The 17,792-nt window shown below is 46.1% G+C and carries 17 protein-coding genes; 4 read left to right on the top strand and 13 right to left on the bottom strand.

Features of this window, described 5'->3' with window-relative positions; genetic code table 11:
• Positions 1-62: 62 nt before the first annotated feature.
• The 12 genes from D5I41_RS08810 to gspC all read right to left on the bottom strand — a co-directional run bounded on the left by D5I41_RS08810 (position 63) and on the right by gspC (position 11,424).
• The gene (locus D5I41_RS08810; RefSeq protein WP_119009494.1) at positions 63-836 is read right to left on the bottom strand and encodes a type II secretion system protein N; all 774 of its coding nucleotides are present in this window, start codon (positions 834-836) and stop codon (positions 63-65) included.
• The gene (locus D5I41_RS08805) at positions 836-1,336 is read right to left on the bottom strand and encodes a type II secretion system protein M (RefSeq protein ID WP_119009493.1); all 501 of its coding nucleotides are present in this window, start codon (positions 1,334-1,336) and stop codon (positions 836-838) included. The genes D5I41_RS08810 and D5I41_RS08805 overlap by 1 nt, the downstream gene beginning before the upstream one ends.
• Positions 1,336-2,580 carry a type II secretion system protein GspL gene (gene gspL / locus D5I41_RS08800; protein WP_186811069.1) on the bottom strand — a complete coding sequence of 415 codons (1,245 nt, stop codon included), beginning with the start codon at positions 2,578-2,580 and terminating at the stop codon, positions 1,336-1,338. The genes D5I41_RS08805 and gspL overlap by 1 nt, the downstream gene beginning before the upstream one ends.
• Positions 2,549-3,595 (bottom strand): type II secretion system minor pseudopilin GspK, encoded by a 1,047-nt coding sequence (gene gspK, locus D5I41_RS08795; RefSeq protein WP_119009492.1) that lies wholly within the window; start codon positions 3,593-3,595, stop codon positions 2,549-2,551. Before gspK ends, gspL begins: the two co-directional genes overlap by 32 nt.
• Positions 3,576-4,217, bottom strand: coding sequence for a type II secretion system minor pseudopilin GspJ (gspJ, locus tag D5I41_RS08790; RefSeq protein ID WP_119009491.1), 642 nt, complete (start codon positions 4,215-4,217; stop codon positions 3,576-3,578). The genes gspK and gspJ overlap by 20 nt, the downstream gene beginning before the upstream one ends.
• A complete protein-coding gene (gspI, locus tag D5I41_RS08785) occupies positions 4,204-4,560 on the bottom strand; it encodes a type II secretion system minor pseudopilin GspI (RefSeq protein WP_017029366.1) in 357 nt (118 codons plus the stop codon). Before gspI ends, gspJ begins: the two co-directional genes overlap by 14 nt.
• Positions 4,547-5,146: a type II secretion system minor pseudopilin GspH gene (gspH, locus tag D5I41_RS08780; protein WP_119009490.1), complete on the bottom strand. Its 600-nt coding sequence runs from the start codon at positions 5,144-5,146 to the stop codon at positions 4,547-4,549. The genes gspI and gspH overlap by 14 nt, the downstream gene beginning before the upstream one ends.
• A gap of 12 nt (positions 5,147-5,158) precedes the next feature.
• A complete protein-coding gene (gene gspG, locus D5I41_RS08775; RefSeq protein ID WP_119009489.1) occupies positions 5,159-5,602 on the bottom strand; it encodes a type II secretion system major pseudopilin GspG in 444 nt (147 codons plus the stop codon).
• 29 nt (positions 5,603-5,631) lie between these two features.
• A complete protein-coding gene (gene gspF, locus D5I41_RS08770; protein ID WP_119009488.1) occupies positions 5,632-6,849 on the bottom strand; it encodes a type II secretion system inner membrane protein GspF in 1,218 nt (405 codons plus the stop codon).
• Positions 6,849-8,357, bottom strand: coding sequence for a type II secretion system ATPase GspE (gene gspE / locus D5I41_RS08765; protein ID WP_119009487.1), 1,509 nt, complete (start codon positions 8,355-8,357; stop codon positions 6,849-6,851). Before gspE ends, gspF begins: the two co-directional genes overlap by 1 nt.
• Entirely contained in the window at positions 8,357-10,384 is a 2,028-nt protein-coding gene (gene gspD, locus D5I41_RS08760) for a type II secretion system secretin GspD (RefSeq protein WP_119009486.1), read from the bottom strand. Before gspD ends, gspE begins: the two co-directional genes overlap by 1 nt.
• 95 nt (positions 10,385-10,479) lie before the next feature.
• Complete coding sequence (gene gspC, locus D5I41_RS08755; RefSeq protein ID WP_119009485.1) at positions 10,480-11,424, bottom strand: type II secretion system protein GspC; 945 nt, start codon at positions 11,422-11,424, stop codon at positions 10,480-10,482.
• A 182-nt stretch (positions 11,425-11,606) separates the two neighbouring features.
• Here gspC and hslR point away from each other — a divergent pair, with 182 nt between their 5' ends.
• The 4 genes from hslR to D5I41_RS08735 all read left to right on the top strand — a co-directional run bounded on the left by hslR (position 11,607) and on the right by D5I41_RS08735 (position 16,830).
• Positions 11,607-11,993, top strand: a complete 387-nt coding sequence (hslR, locus tag D5I41_RS08750) for a ribosome-associated heat shock protein Hsp15 (RefSeq protein ID WP_119009484.1) — start codon at positions 11,607-11,609, stop codon at positions 11,991-11,993.
• Between the two features lie 14 nt (positions 11,994-12,007).
• Entirely contained in the window at positions 12,008-12,880 is an 873-nt protein-coding gene (gene hslO, locus D5I41_RS08745) for an Hsp33 family molecular chaperone HslO (RefSeq protein ID WP_119009483.1), read from the top strand.
• A 321-nt stretch (positions 12,881-13,201) separates the two neighbouring features.
• A complete protein-coding gene (gene pckA, locus D5I41_RS08740) occupies positions 13,202-14,830 on the top strand; it encodes a phosphoenolpyruvate carboxykinase (ATP) (RefSeq protein WP_119009482.1) in 1,629 nt (542 codons plus the stop codon).
• Between the two features lie 104 nt (positions 14,831-14,934).
• On the top strand, positions 14,935-16,830 hold the full coding sequence (locus D5I41_RS08735) for an AsmA family protein (protein ID WP_119009481.1): 1,896 nt from the start codon (positions 14,935-14,937) through the stop codon (positions 16,828-16,830).
• Here D5I41_RS08735 and D5I41_RS08730 read toward each other — a convergent pair.
• On the bottom strand, positions 16,827-17,750 hold the full coding sequence (locus D5I41_RS08730; protein ID WP_017029355.1) for a bifunctional GNAT family N-acetyltransferase/hotdog fold thioesterase: 924 nt from the start codon (positions 17,748-17,750) through the stop codon (positions 16,827-16,829). The genes D5I41_RS08735 and D5I41_RS08730 overlap by 4 nt on opposite strands.
• Positions 17,751-17,792: the final 42 nt, after the last annotated feature.

Here is a 17,792-nt window from a genome sequence, read left to right as displayed (position 1 = left end):
AACCACTATATGGAAAAAAGCCCGCAATGAAAACTGCTAAACATTCCTACATGTTGGGTTGGTTAAAGCTTCCCTGAATAGACAAAAGGGTACTGCCCTTGTCCATCGGGTTCACCTAACCATTTTAATTGCTCACTCAATCTTTGTGGAAACTCTGCACCCGGCTTGAACCATGCATCCAAGTCGTAGGTCATATTAGGCTGTAGAGAAGCGGTAAACGCGCCAGAAACCTGAGCGGTTTCTTGATTGCCCTTCGCTGCCAGCTGACTGTCTGTACAACTAATATCAGAAATAATAGTCCCTAGATCTAGATTACCCAATGGCGATGAAACCACACTTTGATTCCATACTAGGTTCGCTTCACCCCTTTCACACCAAGGTGACGCATACTTATAATCTTTGACGATGAGCTCAAACTGTCCATCCGCGGTAACGGGAGCTGGGATATTCACATACTTCAGTGCTTGTTCTGCGGGTATAGAGGCCATCAGGTTACTGGCGTAAGGGCCGCTAAAGCCATAGCCTACGGTTCCTCTGCCTGTTAAACCCAACTCACTATTTCGACCAAATCGGATATTAAGTTCGGCCTTTCCCTGAATCAGTTTCCAGGCTTGTAGATCCCAGTTCACTTCGCCAAAACCATACTGCTGCCAAGAGACGCTCTTTGCTCTTCCCTGCCAAAAGGTACCGCTGATACCAGAGATACTCAGGCCATTGATTCGAGGCAACTGCTCTATTGCAAACTTGGCTGGTAGGTGAACGATAACGCTGCACAAGAATACGGCTAACAGTAGCAAGCCGTATGCAAAAATCTTCTTTAGACTGACACCAAACATTAACTACCTGCTCTCTTAAACTGCAATCTTTTCACCTCTACAATCCCGTTCTTTTCGGTTTCGTTGATATCAAAAAAGGCGACGTCTACCCCTTTTTCTTGGCGTAAATACAGTAACCAATTCATCAGACGATTAAACGCCACTGGCTGAACCCAAACCTGAACCATATCGTCACGAGGTTGAAGGCGAATCAGTTCGATATTAAATCGCCCTGTAGAAGTCGACAGCAGTTGATTTAGGGGTTCATTGGAGATAGAAGGCGCACCACTGGTTTTACGCAACTCAGTAATAGCGTTAGCTTCTTTTTGTACCCAACTCAAAAGTTGTGTTTCACTGATCAAGCGGGCCTGTGCCAATTCATTCTTCTGTTTGAGTGGCGCAAAGCCACCCCAATACAGCAAACCTGCAACACCAAAGCCAATCGCAATAATCAACATACGCTGTTCACGAAGGCTAATACTGCTCCAATACCCTAGGATAGCTTGTTGTAATCCTCGCATTACTTCACCTTCAGTACGTAACTGCTGCTGACCAAATCACCATTACGGTTGATCTGCCCTTGATCTACCAAAAACTTCTCAGAAAAGGCAACTCTCAGTTGCTCAAAGGTTTGGAAGTCACTCGCTTGTGCTTGGATTCGCAGCTCTTCGCGATCACTATCGAACTTGAGGCTCTGTATTTTAACTTTATCGCTATCTTTAAGGGCAACTTGGACCTCAAGTAGCCAAACCATCAAGGGTGCATCCACAGTTCCACCGCTCAATCGCGTTTTTTCATCACTCATTTGACGCTTGAGGTAGCTTACTGTTGGAATACGATTTTTATCAGGGAAGACCGTTCTAAAAATTCGCTCACTCTCAGCTCGATACGCCGTTGCCTGAGTCTCTATTTGGCTGACTTGGGTATAGGTATTGATACCGAAAATAACCAATAACACTAAGGCGGCAATAGCCGGAGCTTGCCAAAGCTTGATGTTTTTAAGCCACGATGACTGTCGCTTGAATTCACCCGATAATAAGTTAATCGTCGAAAGCTGTGCATTCTTAGCCAGTAGAGCCATAGGTAGCTCTGCAGGCAAGGCCTCAATCTTCGGGTTTTCAATGCTAGCCACTGACTCCGGAACAGAACCAAAGCATTGAATATGAACAGGTTCTTCAGAAGGTGATTCTTCCTCTTCTTCACTCTCAAGGGTAAAAGGAGGACGAGACAATGCATACGGTACTAGCGCTTCTGGTAGCACTATGCCTTGATAGACGTCTTGGCGAATCAAGCAGTAGCCTTGCCAAGGAAGCATGCTGATAGTGCTACCATCCAAAGGCAGAGATAATACATCGGGCAAGACGCGATGAAGTTCAATGCCCGCCTCATAAAAACGCTCAATACACTGCTGAAGATAGCCTCTATCGACCGCCGCAATCCAAGCCTTATCGCCCGTTTGCTTGAGTATCGAGAAGTGCAATTCATCAATGTCTTGAGCCAGCTCTTCTTCCAAGAGGAATGGCAACATGGTTGAGAATTGGCGTGAAGCACCAGCAGGTACGCCAACCTCTCGTAAAGCCACATCTTGGCCATCTAATAACAGGACAACGCTTCGCTCGCTAGCATAGGAAGTGAGTGCTTCTACTTCCTCTAAGCCACCGAGTTCACCACTGGCAATGATCTCGTTCTCTGTCGACGACCAAACCAACCATGGGATTGTTTTTAAATTCTGCCTACTGAGCCGAACTGTCAGGATTTCGCTCACTAATTCCTCCAAATCGTCGGCGTACTACTCGCGATTCGTCTTGATTTTCACTATAAAGCAGGCTCCTCAAGCGAACTCGGGCATCCTGCACAAATACTTCGGCGTCTAACTCAAAATATCGGCTGTCTACAGACAGATATTCCTTTGCCTTATTTTTTATCTCGGCACTGATACTGGCGATATTGCCTTCCGCTAAGAAATCATCAGTACTCTCCCACCCATCATATGGACGGTCTTCAATAACCTGTTTGGCCTGATCTTCACTTAAGGCTGGCTCAAATAATGCGACCAATAGCTTAGATTGCCATGGCCTAAGTGTATTCACATTAATGCGCAAGTCATCGGTAGGTAATGCGCATGCTAACCATGAGATGCGTCTCATTGATGGGCCATCCATCTGATAAATACTGCGCAACTCACTCAAATCAGCAATCAAGCCATTGGCAGCCATATAGGAGGGAGACAATCCCTCATAAGTGGCATCTTCCACACCAGACTGAGTCATCACACCGTCGTCTTTATCTAAATACTCCCATGTGGAGTCCGCAACGACCTCGGCTTGATAGCTATCGAGTCCCACCTCTTCTAGCAAGGTTCGCCACACCTGTAACAAGTATGGGCGAGAACTGGAAGTAGGGTCGATATTCACTGCGGCCAGTGAATTAACGTTAAAACACGCCTGCATATCCCTAACAACACCCCTCGCCTCACCATAATCCAATGGGTAGGATTGTTCTTCTAGCGCCCACGGCTGACTTAGGTTGACCGTATCACCGTCTTCTAAGCTCTCCTCGATACCGTATTTGGCTAATGCCTCAACGCCGATGGCATACCAATAAGCTTGCTGGTTATTTACCTGGCTGCTTGCCCTATCCACTCCCAGCACCAAGCGTTCAGACATGGTGGCGGCGATGGCCGTCATAATAGCCAACAACAGTAATACCACTAGCAAGGCAACGCCCTGCTGCTTACCTTGTCCTTTAACTCGCTGTGAATTACTGAGACGTATCTTCATTAATCCTCTCTAGCTGACCATCAGCAGTTAGGTAGATACGCTCAATTTTGCCATAATCTTCTAAGGTTATATGCACGGCAACTGCCTTTGGCAATGAACCATTGTCTTCCCACTCTTCTAGCCAGCTTTCTCCGTTATAAAAACGAATATCAAACTCCTCGACCTTATCAAGAAGTGGAGTCACGATACCTTGCTGCCCAACCGGAGTGTCTGGGTATCGCCACCAAACTCGCTCAAGCTTGTTGTCTCTAATTCGGTAGCCTACTTTTGTGACTTCCCCACGTGGAAACTGTTGCTGTGGGTTAATCCAACCTAAACGAGTAAACAGCACACCCTTTTCATCGGAATCAAGCAGATTGTCTTGCCAATAAATGAGCGACTCACCCGCTTCTTGTCCGTCATTGCGAAAGCGACGAATCGCTATCTGACGAAAATCACTATCTAAATAGACCAGGGCTGCTTGCAACTGCTGTAGGCGACCTAATTTTTCTTGAGACTGCTGATTGCTCAGCTGAGTCTGAAATACCACCTGATACGCAGCCATACTGAGGCTAGCAAACACAGCAATCGCCACCAGCACCTCAATCAGGGTAAAACCTTTCGCCTTTTTATAACGGTACATAGCTTCTTACCGTAACTAGGGGGCTATCCATTTTTTCATCTAGGGCCACACTGACGTCAACTGCTCGTAAATAAGCGGTACTCGTTGAGATGGGTGTAATAGACCAATACCAAGTATAACCGGCTAATTCAGAGGTGCCTTTACGTGCTGTCTTAGGAGGCTCGGCTAGCATCATCAATGCCATTTGATTGTCGACTACCATGCCAGCAAAGGTCTTTTGCTCAAGGTAGCCGATACTATTAATATGTTGAGTAACAGCCCTAACCACACTAATAGAAGCCGTTGCAAAGATAGCTAGAGCAATCAAAACCTCTAGCAAAGTCATACCTCTAGAGGATTTCATCATCGAACTCCTCACCAGGCTTCAGCAATCGAAAGCTGCCGTTTTCTAGCGCCATCACGCGCCAGTTTTGGTCACCTTGAGCTTCTGAGCTTGGGTGGATGTAGACCTCAAATGGCGTCAGTTCACCACTGGACAAAATAAAGACCTGAGGCGGCGCCTCTTTGTCTTTGTTTTCTTCCTCTGCAAACATTTCCTCATCGAACAGCGATCCATCTTCAAACAAGCTGTCTTTCTTGCCCCAAACACCATCACCCAGTTCCCAGGCGAGTGTTAGGCCATCTTCAAGCTCAGTATCTGCAGGGATTCTGCGATGCTCTAATGCCTGCCAACCCTCTCGAGTCAGCTGCAAAAGTCGATACTTGTTACCCGCGGGATCAAAGCGAATACCCAGATCCCAGCCATTCAGTATTGCATCTTGATGCAATAGGTTGAGACGCAGATAAAGCTGTTGTGCGCGAGTCTCTGCGGCATCTGAACTGCTAGTGGGCAAATTAACCACTACCGCTATGGCGCTGACCGACACCAAGACCATGACTAGCATGATCTCTAGGAGGGTAAAGCCGCGCTGTCGTTTATCACGTCTCACTATTGATACGTATTATTGGAAATCTTGTAGATTCCAGTTGCCGATATCAGAAGAGGCACCCTCGCCACCCTCTTGACCGTCAGCACCTAGAGTAAAGATATCAATGTTGCCGTTATCACCAGGGCTCAGGTATTGGTACTCATTGCCCCATGGGTCGGATGGAAGACGACGAATGTAGCCATCATTACGGTAGTTACGCGGCTCAGGAGAACCCGTTGGACGACTTACCAATGCATCTAGACCTTGATCTGTGCTCGGATAGACACTGTTGTCTAACTTGTACATATCAAGGGCATTTTCCAATGCGACGATATCAGTAATCGCTTTTTGCTGGTCAGCCTTCTCTTTGTTACCCAAAAGGTTAGGCACAACGAAACTTGCCAAGATACCTAGAATAACGACAACGACCATAACCTCTAGCAAGGTAAAGCCTTGTTGTTTTTTGTTATATTTCATTTTTTTCTCCATACACTCAGGCAAAAACATTAGGCGCCCGAAACCAAATTATTCAACTCAAGTAGCGGCATCATAGTCGCCACCACAATAAACAATACAATCCCTGCCATAAATACGATAAGTAATGGCTCAAAGATACCCAAAGCAAGGTTCACTTGCGATTCGAAGTCTTGGTCTTGGTTATCTGCCGCGCGAGTCAGCATTTGTTCTAACTCACCAGACTGTTCACCACTAGCAATCATATGTAGCATCATCGGTGGGAATAGCTTACTTTGCTGCAGAGAATGTCGAAGACTTGCCCCTTCACGTACCTTATCAGACGCTTCAAACACTTGTTTCTTAAAAAATTTATTACCCATTACGTCTGCGGCGACTCGCATGCCATCTAAAAGTGGAATAGCGCTAGCGGAACAGATCGCGAGAGTACGTGCAAAGCGAGAGGTGTTGAGCCCTCTAGCCACTCGGCCAATAACCGGTACTTTGAGTACTTTATGATCCCAGCTTAACCTAAGCGCAGGCTTTCTTAATAAAATCTTAGTACCCACAATTAAGGCTAAAATACTGCCAACCAGTATCACGCCATAGTCTTGAACAAAGTCACTAGCGTTGATCAGGATTTGAGTGGAGGTGGGCAGTTCTTGTCCCATTTGAATAAATTGATCAACAATCTTAGGGACCACTGTCGCCAGCAAAAAGCCGATAACACCTACTGCTATTAGGGTCAGCATGATCGGGTAAATCATGGCTTGTTGTAGCTTAGAACGAAGCTGTTGGCGTTTCTCTGCATAATCCGCCAGGCGCTCCAATACCGCATCTAGGTGTCCCGATTTCTCACCTGCAGCAACCATGGCACAAAAGAGATCATCAAAAATAGCAGGATACTCGCGCATGCTGTCAGCAAGAGTGTATCCTTCCACAACCTTAGAGCGGACGCTCACCAACATGCTGCTAATACGCGCTTTTTCTGATTGCTCAGCGACTGCTCTGAGGCACTCCTCAAGTGGCATTCCTGCCTGCACTAGGGTGGATAATTGACGAGTTAACAAAGCAAGATCAGGGGTGCTTATTCCGCGCTGAAAGCCTTTAGACTTAGCGGCTTCTTGCTTGGCTTTGGTTTCGGTTATTTCAACCGGTATCAGCCCTTGTTCTTTCAGGCGGTGTCTAACTTGACGAGCATTATCACCTTCGATAACACCTTTTTTCTGGCGCCCTTTGACATCCAGTGCCTTGTATTCAAATGCCGCCATTACTCTTCCCTAGTCACTCGCATTACTTCTTCAAGGGTGGTCTTGCCGGCTCTCACCTTTTCCAGACCATCTTGACGGATACTTGGGGTAGACGCACGAATGGCCAGTTCTATCTCTTGTTCGCTTTGCTCACCATGGATAAGCTCTTGTACTTTTTCATCCACCACTAGCAACTCATGAATACCCGTTCGGCCTTTGTAGCCCTTATGGTTACAATGCTCACAGCCATTGGGTCTATGCAGAACTAAATCATCTTCAGGTTGCAGATGGAACAGCTTTTTCTGCTCAGCATCGGCTTGGAAGGGTTGCTTACACTGTTGGCACAAAGTACGTACCAAGCGCTGAGCTAAGATACCTAGCAATGATGAGGAGATAAGAAAGGGTTCTATACCCATATCCCGCAATCGGGTGATCGTACCCACGGCGGTATTGGTGTGCAGTGTTGACATAACCAAGTGACCGGTCAAAGACGCTTGCACCGCAATCTGGGCAGTCTCAAGGTCACGAATCTCACCGACCATTACCACATCAGGATCTTGACGCAAGATAGCTCTCAACCCGCGAGCAAAGGTCATATCGACCTTTGGGTTTACCTGAGTTTGTCCAATGCCGTCGATATCGAATTCGATTGGATCCTCTACCGTTAGAATATTGCGCTCAGCACTGTTCAGCTCTTGTAAGCCCGCATACAAGGTGGTGGATTTACCCGAACCCGTTGGACCGGTAACCAAGATAATGCCGTGAGGTCGCTTGATAAGCGTTTGGAAATTGACGTGGTTGTGGCGCGCCATACCTAAGCTGTTTAAGTCCAACTGTGTGGCGTTTTTATCGAGAAGACGCATCACCACTCGCTCGCCATGAGACGAAGGCATGGTGGATACACGCACATCTACCGCACGCCCACCGATCAGCAGTGAGATACGACCATCTTGAGGTACGCGCTTCTCGGCGATATCAAGCTTAGCCATAACCTTAACCCTAGACACGAGCAGTGGAGCTAGTTTACGGCTTGGCGCTAGGACGTCACGCAGTACACCATCCACACGGAAACGAATGGACAGTGACTTCTCAAAGGACTCAATATGGATATCCGAGGCACCTTCTTTGATGGCTTCACCTAGCATGGCGTTGATCAGTTTAATAATCGGCGCGTCATCTTCAGCCTCAAGCAAATCTTCGTTTTGTGGTAACTCCTCCGCCAACGAGAAGAAATCGTCGCTGTCGGCGCCGATATCTTCCATTAGCTGTCTCGCTTCAGACGAGTCACGTTGATATGCATCAGAAAGCTTTGAGTCAAAACTCTTCTTATCAAGCTCAACCAACTGAATAGGCAGCGACGACACTCGTGTCACCTCTAGCAAGGTTGAGGTCTGCAGCGGTTCAATGAAAAACAATTGGTTAGCATTGGCATCCGCGTTGGGCTCAAGCACCACATTAAAGCGCTTGGCAAAACTAAATGGCAGGCGAGTCATACTCGTCTCAAACCTTGAAAACGCACCACTCTCCATTACTTCGCTTCCACTTGCTCGATAAAGGCTTGTAGCTCAGAAGGGCGACGAGCTTCATCACCAAATTTAGGCATCACTGGTACCAAGTCGTCAGACATCAATCTCAGGCCTTCTTCTGCTTTGTATAATTGTTCAGCACGAATGTAGTTGTATTTACGCTGAGTAATACCATCAGCGGTCACCCCATCTCGAATGATGGTTGGCTTGATGAATACCATTAGGTTTTTCTTTTCAACTTGAGTGCTGGTCGATTTGAACAGCTGGCCTAACCACGGAATATCCCCCAAGATTGGTACCTTGGATTCACTCTCTAAAGCACGCTCATCAACAAGTCCGCCTAGCACTAACATCTCACCATCTTGAACAACAACTGAGGTGTTCAACTGACGCTTTGCAAAACGCACGTCCACCGCTCCGTTGGCACCCAGCACATTGGAAACCTCTTGCTCAATCTGAAGCTGAACAGAGTCACCCTCGTTAATCTGTGGAACCACTTTCAGTTTGATACCCACTTCTTTACGATCAACCGTCTGGAACGGATTGTCATTGCTTGAACCAGCAGTGGAGCCAGTCAGTACTGGTACTTCTTCACCCACGATAAACGATGCTTCTCCATTGTCCATTACAGTAATGCTCGGAGATGACAGAATGTTTGAGTTTGAATCGGTTGCTACAGCACTGATTAACGCAGTCCAGTCGCCCATAGCTAAACTAACAGCGGCACCATTTACACCACTTAGCGCAGTCGCTAGGGCAGTGTAATCACCTGCATCCGTGTATGTGACATCATAAGGATTACCATTGCTATCGTATCTAGTTTCGGTTCGAGTAGAATCTTTCGCTTCTTCCAAGCCAATTCCCACCGCACCAATTGAAGCACCTGTATTACCGTATTGAATCACAGAGCCCGTTTCTAAGTTACCCCATTGCACACCAAGGTTAATGCCATCACCTTCTGACATTTCAACAATTAAGGCTTCAATAAGCACTTGTGCTCGGCGGATATCAAGTTGCGCAATAATATCTCGCAGTGCTTTCATAATATCCGGCGGGGCAGTGATCACTAATGAGTTGGTGCCTTGGTGCGACGAAATCATCACTTCTGAGTTTGGGTTTCTAACAGCGGCAGCACCTCCCTTAGCGGTCTTCTTAGCCGCTGCGAGGTTATCTGAAACGCCTTTTAGCACATCAACCAAATCTTCAGCTTTGGCATTTTTAAGGTAAATAACTTGGTTATTCCCTTTCACTGCCATCTCTTTATCTAATTGAGAGACGACTGTTCTCAAACGCTTACGCACTTGAGGGTCACCTGAAATCAAGACCGAATTTGTACGCTCATCGGCTACCAGTTTTGGCTGCAGAAATGCGGGAGTATTTTTTGCATCTGTAGTTTTGTTCAATGCCTCGACAATACGCACCATTTCAGCCGCTGATGCATTCTTCAATTCAACAACTTCAATAGACTTGTCACCCGCTTGGTCAACGCGCTCAATAATTTCAGCTAAGCGATTGACGACCGCAGCACGGCCAGTAATCAAGATAATATTGGCGGGATCGTAGTGAACTACGTTACCAGCACCGGCATTGTCGTTTAACTGGCGCAGAAGTGGAGACAGTTCACGAACGGAAACATTGCGCACTGCAACGACACGAGTGACTACCGCATCGCCCTTAACATTGGCATCCCCTACAACAGGCACTGCTGAGGTTTTTGCATCTTTAGCTTTTATGACCTTTAGTACACCGTTTTCCATTTCAACAACGGCAAACCCATACACTTCAAGAACACTGAGGAAAAACTGGTAATACTGCTCTTCGTTGAGCACATCGTAGCTACGTACATCGATCTTGCCCCTAACCGTAGGGTCAACAATGATGGTTTTTTCTAAGTTTCGTCCGACGATATTGATAAATTCGCCGATGTCCGTTCCCTTGAAGCTGGCACTAAATTCATTGGCGCTGAAGGCTGGCGCACACGCCAAACTTCCCATCAACAACCATGCGCTCTTGCTAAACCAACTTTTCACTTAATACTCCCAAAAAAATCAATGGCATTCCTTGCCTAGCATGGCTTTCATAGCTAAGCCGATGCTTCCTAGCGGATAACAACTCCGTTATCAAACTATAGCTGTAAATAAATATCGTAGCGTTGACCATCTCGTTCAACGGTGAGGTTAATCTCACTTAAATCGCCCAAAGACTTCCAAATTTCGCCCATAGCTGACGGCTCCGTAAGATCCGCGCCATTGAGTTCAACAGCAATATCGCCATCTTGCAGACCCACAGAGTCAAACAAAGCACGCTCTCTCCCAGGGCGTACCCGATAACCCACCAGCTTACCGTCGCGGTTAACTTGAGATAGACGAATGTATTTGAGGAACTGCTGAGGATTCTCTGATATTGCTGCTTTGATAGAATCTAGGTCACCTAGATCGACTTCTGGATTGTTACCTTGAACATTCGATTGAGGTTGCTGCTTCGCGATCTCTTGTACATCGGCGACGCGCTTATATTCTATCCCTTCTAACATTAAGGTTTCATTACGACCTTGGTTTTCGATGATAACTCTATCTTTTAGCACGTTACGCAGCTGCGCTCGCGTGCCATCGATCGTCTCACCAATACCATAGGTATCCTGATTTCCTCTGTTAGCAATCACCGCTAAACTGCTTTTCTGATTACTACTGGCCACCACACCGACCAACACAAGATTTAGACGTGTTTTAGGGGCATCAACCACTTGTTCGACAACCTTGGTGGCTTCTTCAGACTCTTCACCAAACAGATTAGCATTAAGCAAAGGTGCAATATCGGTGCCTTGTTGTTGAGCAGTAGTATTGCCAACGTTAGCGGCTGAGGGACTCCAGCGCTCAACTCCTGATTCAGAGCCCATTAGATGCCAGAATAAATGACCACACAGCCAAGCGGAGGTGACTAGTAGAACAAAAGTCAATCCTCGGGCAATTATCGCCTGCTGATTCACTACACTATTTAGTAGTTGATTGGCTTTGTGCGAGTAAGTGGAAAACTTAGACAAAACAGGTCCTTTTGATATACCGACTTCCATAGTATATGCCACTGAGGCATTGGGGCTACTGGGTTAAACAGGTGCGCAGGGTAACATAAATAACATTACCAAAATTAGACAGGCAAGAAATTCGAATGTAAATAAATGCATTTACTTGAAAAATGATATATCTGTCACCATTAATCAAGCTGCTGGATAACACTTAGAGAGCAAAAATCACTATGAGTTCCAATACCGAGTCAGTAAGACTAGACAAATGGTTATGGGCAGCACGCTTTTATAAGACCCGTTCGATCGCTCGTAACATGATCGATGGTGGCAAGGTCCACTATGAAGGGCAGCGTAGCAAACCAAGCAAAATTGTGGAACTAGGGGCTACCATTACCCTACGACAGGGAAATGTTGAAAAAACGGTTAGGATAGAAAAAGTTTCTGACCAACGACGCGGAGCACCTGAGGCGCAACTACTCTACAGCGAAACCGTTGAGAGTGTAGAGAAGCGAGAAAAAACTGCTTTAGAGCGCAAGCTGCACGCACATAACCCAAGTCCTGAACGTCGCCCTGATAAAAAACAACGACGTGACCTGATTAAATTTAAGAACCAATAAGCTGGAGTTTCCTAATGGAAAACAACGTGTTAAATCGTTACTTATTTGAAGATTTATCTGTACGTGGTGAATTAGTACAGCTAGATAAAGCCTATCAAGCCATCCTAGACAGCAAACAGTACCCAGCTGCGGTTCAAACCTTGCTTGGCGAACTACTAGTGGCTACGTCACTACTGACAGCAACTCTAAAGTTTGAAGGCTCTATCACGCTTCAATTACAAGGTGACGGCCCAGTATCATTAGCTGTTATTAATGGCGACAACAACCAAAAGATGCGCGGTGTTGCCCGCTTTGAAGGCGAGATCGCAGACACTGCAACTTTGCATGACATGCTAGGCAAAGGTCACTTAGTGATTACGATTTCACCAAACAAAGGTGAACGCTACCAAGGTGTTGTTGGTCTAGAAGGCGATACCCTTGCGGAGGTTCTAGAGGCTTATTTTGAGCGCTCAGAGCAGCTTAAAACACGCCTATGGTTCCGTATTGGTGAACATGAAGGAAAATCACACGCTGCAGGTATGCTGCTGCAGGTTGTTCCAGATGGCACTGGCTCTGCGGATGACTTCGAGCACCTAGAGCAACTAACGGACACAGTGAAGAACGAAGAGTTGTTCGGCCTACCTGCCAATGAGTTGCTATACCGACTTTATAACCAAGAAACGGTCAAGCTATTCGACCCGCAAGAAGTTGAGTTCTTCTGTGGCTGTTCAAGAGAGCGCAGTGGCGCTGCCATCCTCACTGTGGCACGCGAAGAGATTAACGATATTTTGGCGACAGAAGGCAGCGTAGGTTTACACTGCGACTACTGCGGAACCACTTACGATTTTGATGCTGCTCAAGTAGAAGAATTGTTTGCCAACGCTGAGAATAAGCCTACATTGCACTAAGCTCACAGTTTGAGCATTTTATAAACCGGCCAAGTGGGCCGGTTTTTTTATATCCATCACTTTTCATAGCGAAAAATGTTTAGAAAAACCGCATTGATTCGCATTTTTAGCACGAAATATGTCAATAGTGCGCTTTTATGATCAACCTCAAGACTTATTCCTGTCCAAATCCTGAACTACAAAAACGTGATCCTTGTTGAAAAAATAATCAAAAAAGCCATATATAGTCAGTATTAAGAAGATTGCTTGCTAGACCAAAATACTTATAAATTCAGCAACTTCAAAATTATTCTTACTATAAATACCCTACAAGGAGCACCTATGACCGTTATGGAACATACTAAGGCTGCAAACATCGATCTTACTCAATATGGTATCAACGGCTCTACCGAAATCGTTCGTAACCCAAGTTACGAAACGCTTTTCGCAGAGGAAACCAGTGAAACACTACAAGGTTACGAAAAGGGCATAGTGACAGAACTAGGCGCTGTAGCGGTAGATACTGGCATTTTCACGGGGCGTTCTCCAAAGGATAAATTCATTGTTAAGGATGACACCACACGTGAAAACATGTGGTGGACAACAGATACAGTTAAGAACGACAACAAGTCTATCGACCAAGCTGTTTGGAATGACCTAAAGCAGCTAGTAACAACTCAACTTTCTAATAAGCGTCTGTTTGTGATTGACGGTTATTGTGGCACTAACCCTGATACTCGCCTCGCGGTGCGTATCATCACAGAGGTAGCTTGGCAGGCTCACTTCGTGAAAAACATGTTCTTGCGTCCCTCAGAAGAAGAACTCGTTACCTTTAAGCCTGACTTCGTCGTGATGAATGGTGCGAAATGTACTAACGACAAATGGGAAGAGCATGGCTTGAACTCGGAAAACTTCACTGTATTTAACCTAACGGAAAAAATGCAGCTGATCGGCGGCACCTGGTATGGTGGGGAGATGAAGAAAGGCATGTTCGCGATGATGAACTACTTCCTTCCTCTACAGGACATCGCCTCTATGCACTGTTCAGCGAATATGGGCGAAGAAGGCGACGTAGCGGTATTCTTTGGTCTATCCGGTACAGGTAAAACGACGCTATCAACCGATCCAAAGCGTGCATTGATCGGTGATGATGAGCATGGCTGGGATGATGACGGCGTGTTTAACTTTGAGGGTGGTTGCTACGCAAAAACCATTAAGTTATCAAAAGAAGCAGAGCCAGATATCTACAATGCCATTCGTCGTGATGCACTACTTGAAAACGTGACAGTACGTAATGATGGCTCAATCAACTTTGATGATGGTTCGAAAACTGAGAATACTCGAGTTTCTTACCCAATCCATCATATTGAGAACATCGTTAAGCCTGTTTCTAAGGGCGGACACGCGAATAAGGTGATCTTCCTATCTGCAGATGCATTTGGCGTCTTACCACCAGTCTCTAAGCTCACCCCAGAGCAGACTAAGTATCACTTCCTTTCTGGCTTTACGGCTAAATTGGCGGGTACTGAGCGTGGTATTACAGAACCAACCCCAACCTTCTCCGCCTGTTTTGGCGCAGCGTTCCTAACTCTGCACCCAACCAAGTACGCAGAAGTACTGGTGAAGCGTATGGAAGCAGCAGGTGCTGAAGCTTACCTTGTGAACACTGGCTGGAATGGTTCAGGCAAGCGTATCTCAATCCAAGATACTCGCGCGATTATCGATGCCATTCTAGATGGTTCTATCGAGAAAGCAGAAACAACCACCATCCCAGTGTTTAACCTAGAGGTGCCTAAGTCACTACACGATGTTAATCCTGAAATCTTGGATCCACGAGACACGTACGTTGACCCATTGCAGTGGGAAAGCAAGGCTAATGATCTAGCGCAACGCTTTATCAATAACTTTGAAAAATACACTGACAACGATGAAGGTAAATCACTAGTCAAGGCTGGACCTCAGCTCGACTGATCATTCTTCTTGTGAATCAAGCCCCTGTTTCAGGGGCTTTTTTATTGATAAACAATAAGATATAAGTCATCTTTACCCATACGCGAACAGTATTGGGAAATAGGATGAAGGCTGTACTCAAAATCAGTTTCTGGGCAATATTGCTTTTACTAGCAGGGCTTATTGCGCTATTTCTGATCTTACAAACCTCTCATTCAAGTTGGTTAACTCAACAAATCCTCTCTCGCGTCACAGATAATTCCATTCAAATCGATGAGTCACACTATCAGTACCCAGACCAATTGACTCTGTCTCGAGTGACCATCGCTCAGCCCAATGACTCTGTCATAGCCATTAATAGCGTGCAATTGAGCTTCGAGGCGCAATGGCGCTGGCCTAAGCCCCTCTCAATAACCAATGTATTGATCTCCGGCGTTAACCTGCCAAAGGGAATCCCCGATAAAAAAGAGCTCGATAACCTGATGCAGCGTTGGCAGCCTCAGCATATCGAAATCCGAGGCATGGATTTTGCGAACAATGACTTTATCGCACGAGATATCCAGCTTACTTACACTCCGAAAGCGCCTTATCCTGAGGGATACCTAAATATCGATAGTGATCAGGTGTACTGGAAGGGCGAAGCCTTTGACAACTTCAAGGCCAGAATCAATTACGTTGAAGATAAGACTCAACTAGACCTTGTCAGCTTTAATTGGCGTGGAGGCGAAATTCAATTCATCGCCGAGAAAAACAATGATGATTGGGTAATCAACGATGCGTTGGTGCGAAATCTTCAGCTTTCAGAGCCTCTATTCTCTCAACCAGAACCACCACCACTGATCCCTCTTCTTAGAAAAATCACGTCTATTGAACACTTAGAGATCAAACGCTTTAGTTGGCAGGCTAATGACTTTACTCTCAACCAAATGCATTTGCAGCTAAGCAACTGGGATCTTCGCAAAGACTTATGGACGCAAGAGAGTCCATTCCAGTTCTCGGCAGAGAGCGTTGCTTGGCATGAACAATTGTTACTGGAGCCACAAGCATCAGGACAATTTGCCTCACACAGCATTCAGTTCGATAAGTTTACCTTTCTGTTTGAGCAGGGCCAATTTACCACCAGCGGCAAGCTATCTGAAGATAGCGTACACCTCGATGAACTAGAGATTAAGAATCTGGAATGGAGTATTGAAGACCCTCAAATCCATGATGCTGTGATGAATTCACTACATGCTCTAGAAACACTTGAAATAGACAAACTCAGAGTAAAAGGCAGCCAGCTCATTGATATTTCCACAGACAATCATTGGCAGGTATCCAATGTTAATGCTGAAGGCAGAGAACTTGTCCTCAAGAAAGGCGGTGATTGGGCACTTTGGAACGGTTCCTTTGCGGCTAGTGCGAATAGCCTATCTGCATTCGGCATGACGTCTATCAAGCCCTATCTAGAGACGGATACCACTGACGGACTATGGCATGTAAGACAACTGTTTGTGCCTATCAAGGAGGGATTAATCAAAGCAGATTCAAGCATAGATCTAGGGCTAGCCAGTTATCCGTGGCAAGTGTCTGTACAAGCTTATGGCCTGCCTTTAGAAAGCATTACGCACCCGCTGGATGCAGCGGTCGGTTGGAGCGGTCTTGCCGACTTAAGCATTGATTTAAGCGGTCTAGGTGGCGATGAATTAATGCTAAAACACAGTCTTGATGGTCAGGTAAAGATAGCACCACATGATGTGCAGTTAACCCTACCTTTCTCTCCAAAAGATAAGCACACCGTTATCATTCCTGAGGTGAACATCGAAGCAAACAGGGGGGTGGTGAAGGTATCAGAGATTCAATTCGTCAGCCAAGATTTGTCAGGAAGCGTGCAGGGCAGTGTTGACCTAGTGGATCTAGAAGGAGGGAACATTAAGTTTCACCTCAGCACAGATTGTCTGTCGCTTTCTTCTACACTGCCTAAAGGGCGCAATCAAATCTCTATGACCTGCCCTAAAGCTGAAACCCAAGAAAAGCACTAAACACTTAGGGTTTCATTGGCCTTTGAACTAGGCAGCAATACATAAGTACCTGTAAATTCAACCGCTTCTTGTGTGCCACTATAGATAAATACCTTAATAATAATTCGGGCTCGGCGCCCTCCCTCTAGTCTATCAAGGTCTCCACTGATGCCATCCAAAGAGGTACTCGCCTTCGGGCTCTCTTTTACAGGGTGACGATAGCGTATATTACTGTCTGCAAGCACGATGTCAGCATGAAGGTTTCGCTCCTTCATCAACAGCCAAGCCATCCCCCACCCTGTTAAGGTGGCTAAGGTAAACGCTGATCCCGCAAACATCGTATTGTGCGGATTAAGGTTTGGGTTTAGCTGAGCAACACACTCAAACTTGTAGCCTGTATACTGGTTGATCTTAATCCCCATTTTATCACTGATAGGGATCTGCTCTTCCCAACGGCTTTGTAGCTCATTACACCAATCAGGGCGTCGCAATACATTCGCCATAGGGTCGATAGTTTTAATCATTTGCTGATGACGTACAGGTCCTCGCTCATCGCTCAATGAACCTTGGCTTTCAAAGCCATTATTACGATAAAACTCAATGGCATCTTCGCGGGCATTACACACCAATCGCTTCACGCCCTCTTCCCTAGCCAAAGACTCTAGAGCCACCATGATCAAAGAACCAACGCCTTTGCCCTGACGGTTCTTTTTCACCGCCATATAACGGATCTGACCATCATCATCAGCAGTCACATACAGGCGCCCTATGGCAACAGGACGGCCTCGACTGTCCACTATCATACGATGATGGCTAAGCTCATCGTATTCGTCTCTTTCTGAACCCTTTGGCCTTTGCCAAGGCTCACGCAACATCTGCCAGCGAAAGTGATAATACTTTTGCAGTTGGTTTTCAGTTCTTGGGGTAATCAGTTTAAACATATGAGTTCAGATCCATTTGAATCAGTTAGTTATAGAACAACA

The sequence above is a fragment of the Vibrio superstes genome (assembly GCF_003569005.1).
GTDB lineage: Bacteria > Pseudomonadota > Gammaproteobacteria > Enterobacterales > Vibrionaceae > Vibrio > Vibrio superstes.
The sequence above is the reverse complement of the archived record's forward strand: the minus strand, read 5'-3'. Positions and strand labels throughout refer to the sequence as shown.

Excerpts from the sequence above, each read along its gene's own strand:
- pckA (WP_119009482.1), top strand. The coding sequence starts at position 13,202 with ATGACCGTTATGGAACATACTAAGGCTGCAAACATCGATCTTACTCAA.
- gspG (WP_119009489.1), bottom strand. The coding sequence starts at position 5,602 with ATGAAATATAACAAAAAACAACAAGGCTTTACCTTGCTAGAGGTTATG.
- gspJ (WP_119009491.1), bottom strand. The coding sequence starts at position 4,217 with ATGTACCGTTATAAAAAGGCGAAAGGTTTTACCCTGATTGAGGTGCTG.
- hslR (WP_119009484.1), top strand. The coding sequence starts at position 11,607 with ATGAGTTCCAATACCGAGTCAGTAAGACTAGACAAATGGTTATGGGCA.
- D5I41_RS08805 (WP_119009493.1), bottom strand. The coding sequence starts at position 1,336 with ATGCGAGGATTACAACAAGCTATCCTAGGGTATTGGAGCAGTATTAGC.
- D5I41_RS08730 (WP_017029355.1), bottom strand. The coding sequence starts at position 17,750 with ATGTTTAAACTGATTACCCCAAGAACTGAAAACCAACTGCAAAAGTAT.
- hslO (WP_119009483.1), top strand. The coding sequence starts at position 12,008 with ATGGAAAACAACGTGTTAAATCGTTACTTATTTGAAGATTTATCTGTA.
- D5I41_RS08810 (WP_119009494.1), bottom strand. The coding sequence starts at position 836 with ATGTTTGGTGTCAGTCTAAAGAAGATTTTTGCATACGGCTTGCTACTG.
- D5I41_RS08735 (WP_119009481.1), top strand. The coding sequence starts at position 14,935 with ATGAAGGCTGTACTCAAAATCAGTTTCTGGGCAATATTGCTTTTACTA.
- gspC (WP_119009485.1), bottom strand. The coding sequence starts at position 11,424 with ATGGAAGTCGGTATATCAAAAGGACCTGTTTTGTCTAAGTTTTCCACT.
- gspI (WP_017029366.1), bottom strand. The coding sequence starts at position 4,560 with ATGAAATCCTCTAGAGGTATGACTTTGCTAGAGGTTTTGATTGCTCTA.
- gspK (WP_119009492.1), bottom strand. The coding sequence starts at position 3,595 with ATGAAGATACGTCTCAGTAATTCACAGCGAGTTAAAGGACAAGGTAAG.
- gspE (WP_119009487.1), bottom strand. The coding sequence starts at position 8,357 with ATGGAGAGTGGTGCGTTTTCAAGGTTTGAGACGAGTATGACTCGCCTG.
- gspF (WP_119009488.1), bottom strand. The coding sequence starts at position 6,849 with ATGGCGGCATTTGAATACAAGGCACTGGATGTCAAAGGGCGCCAGAAA.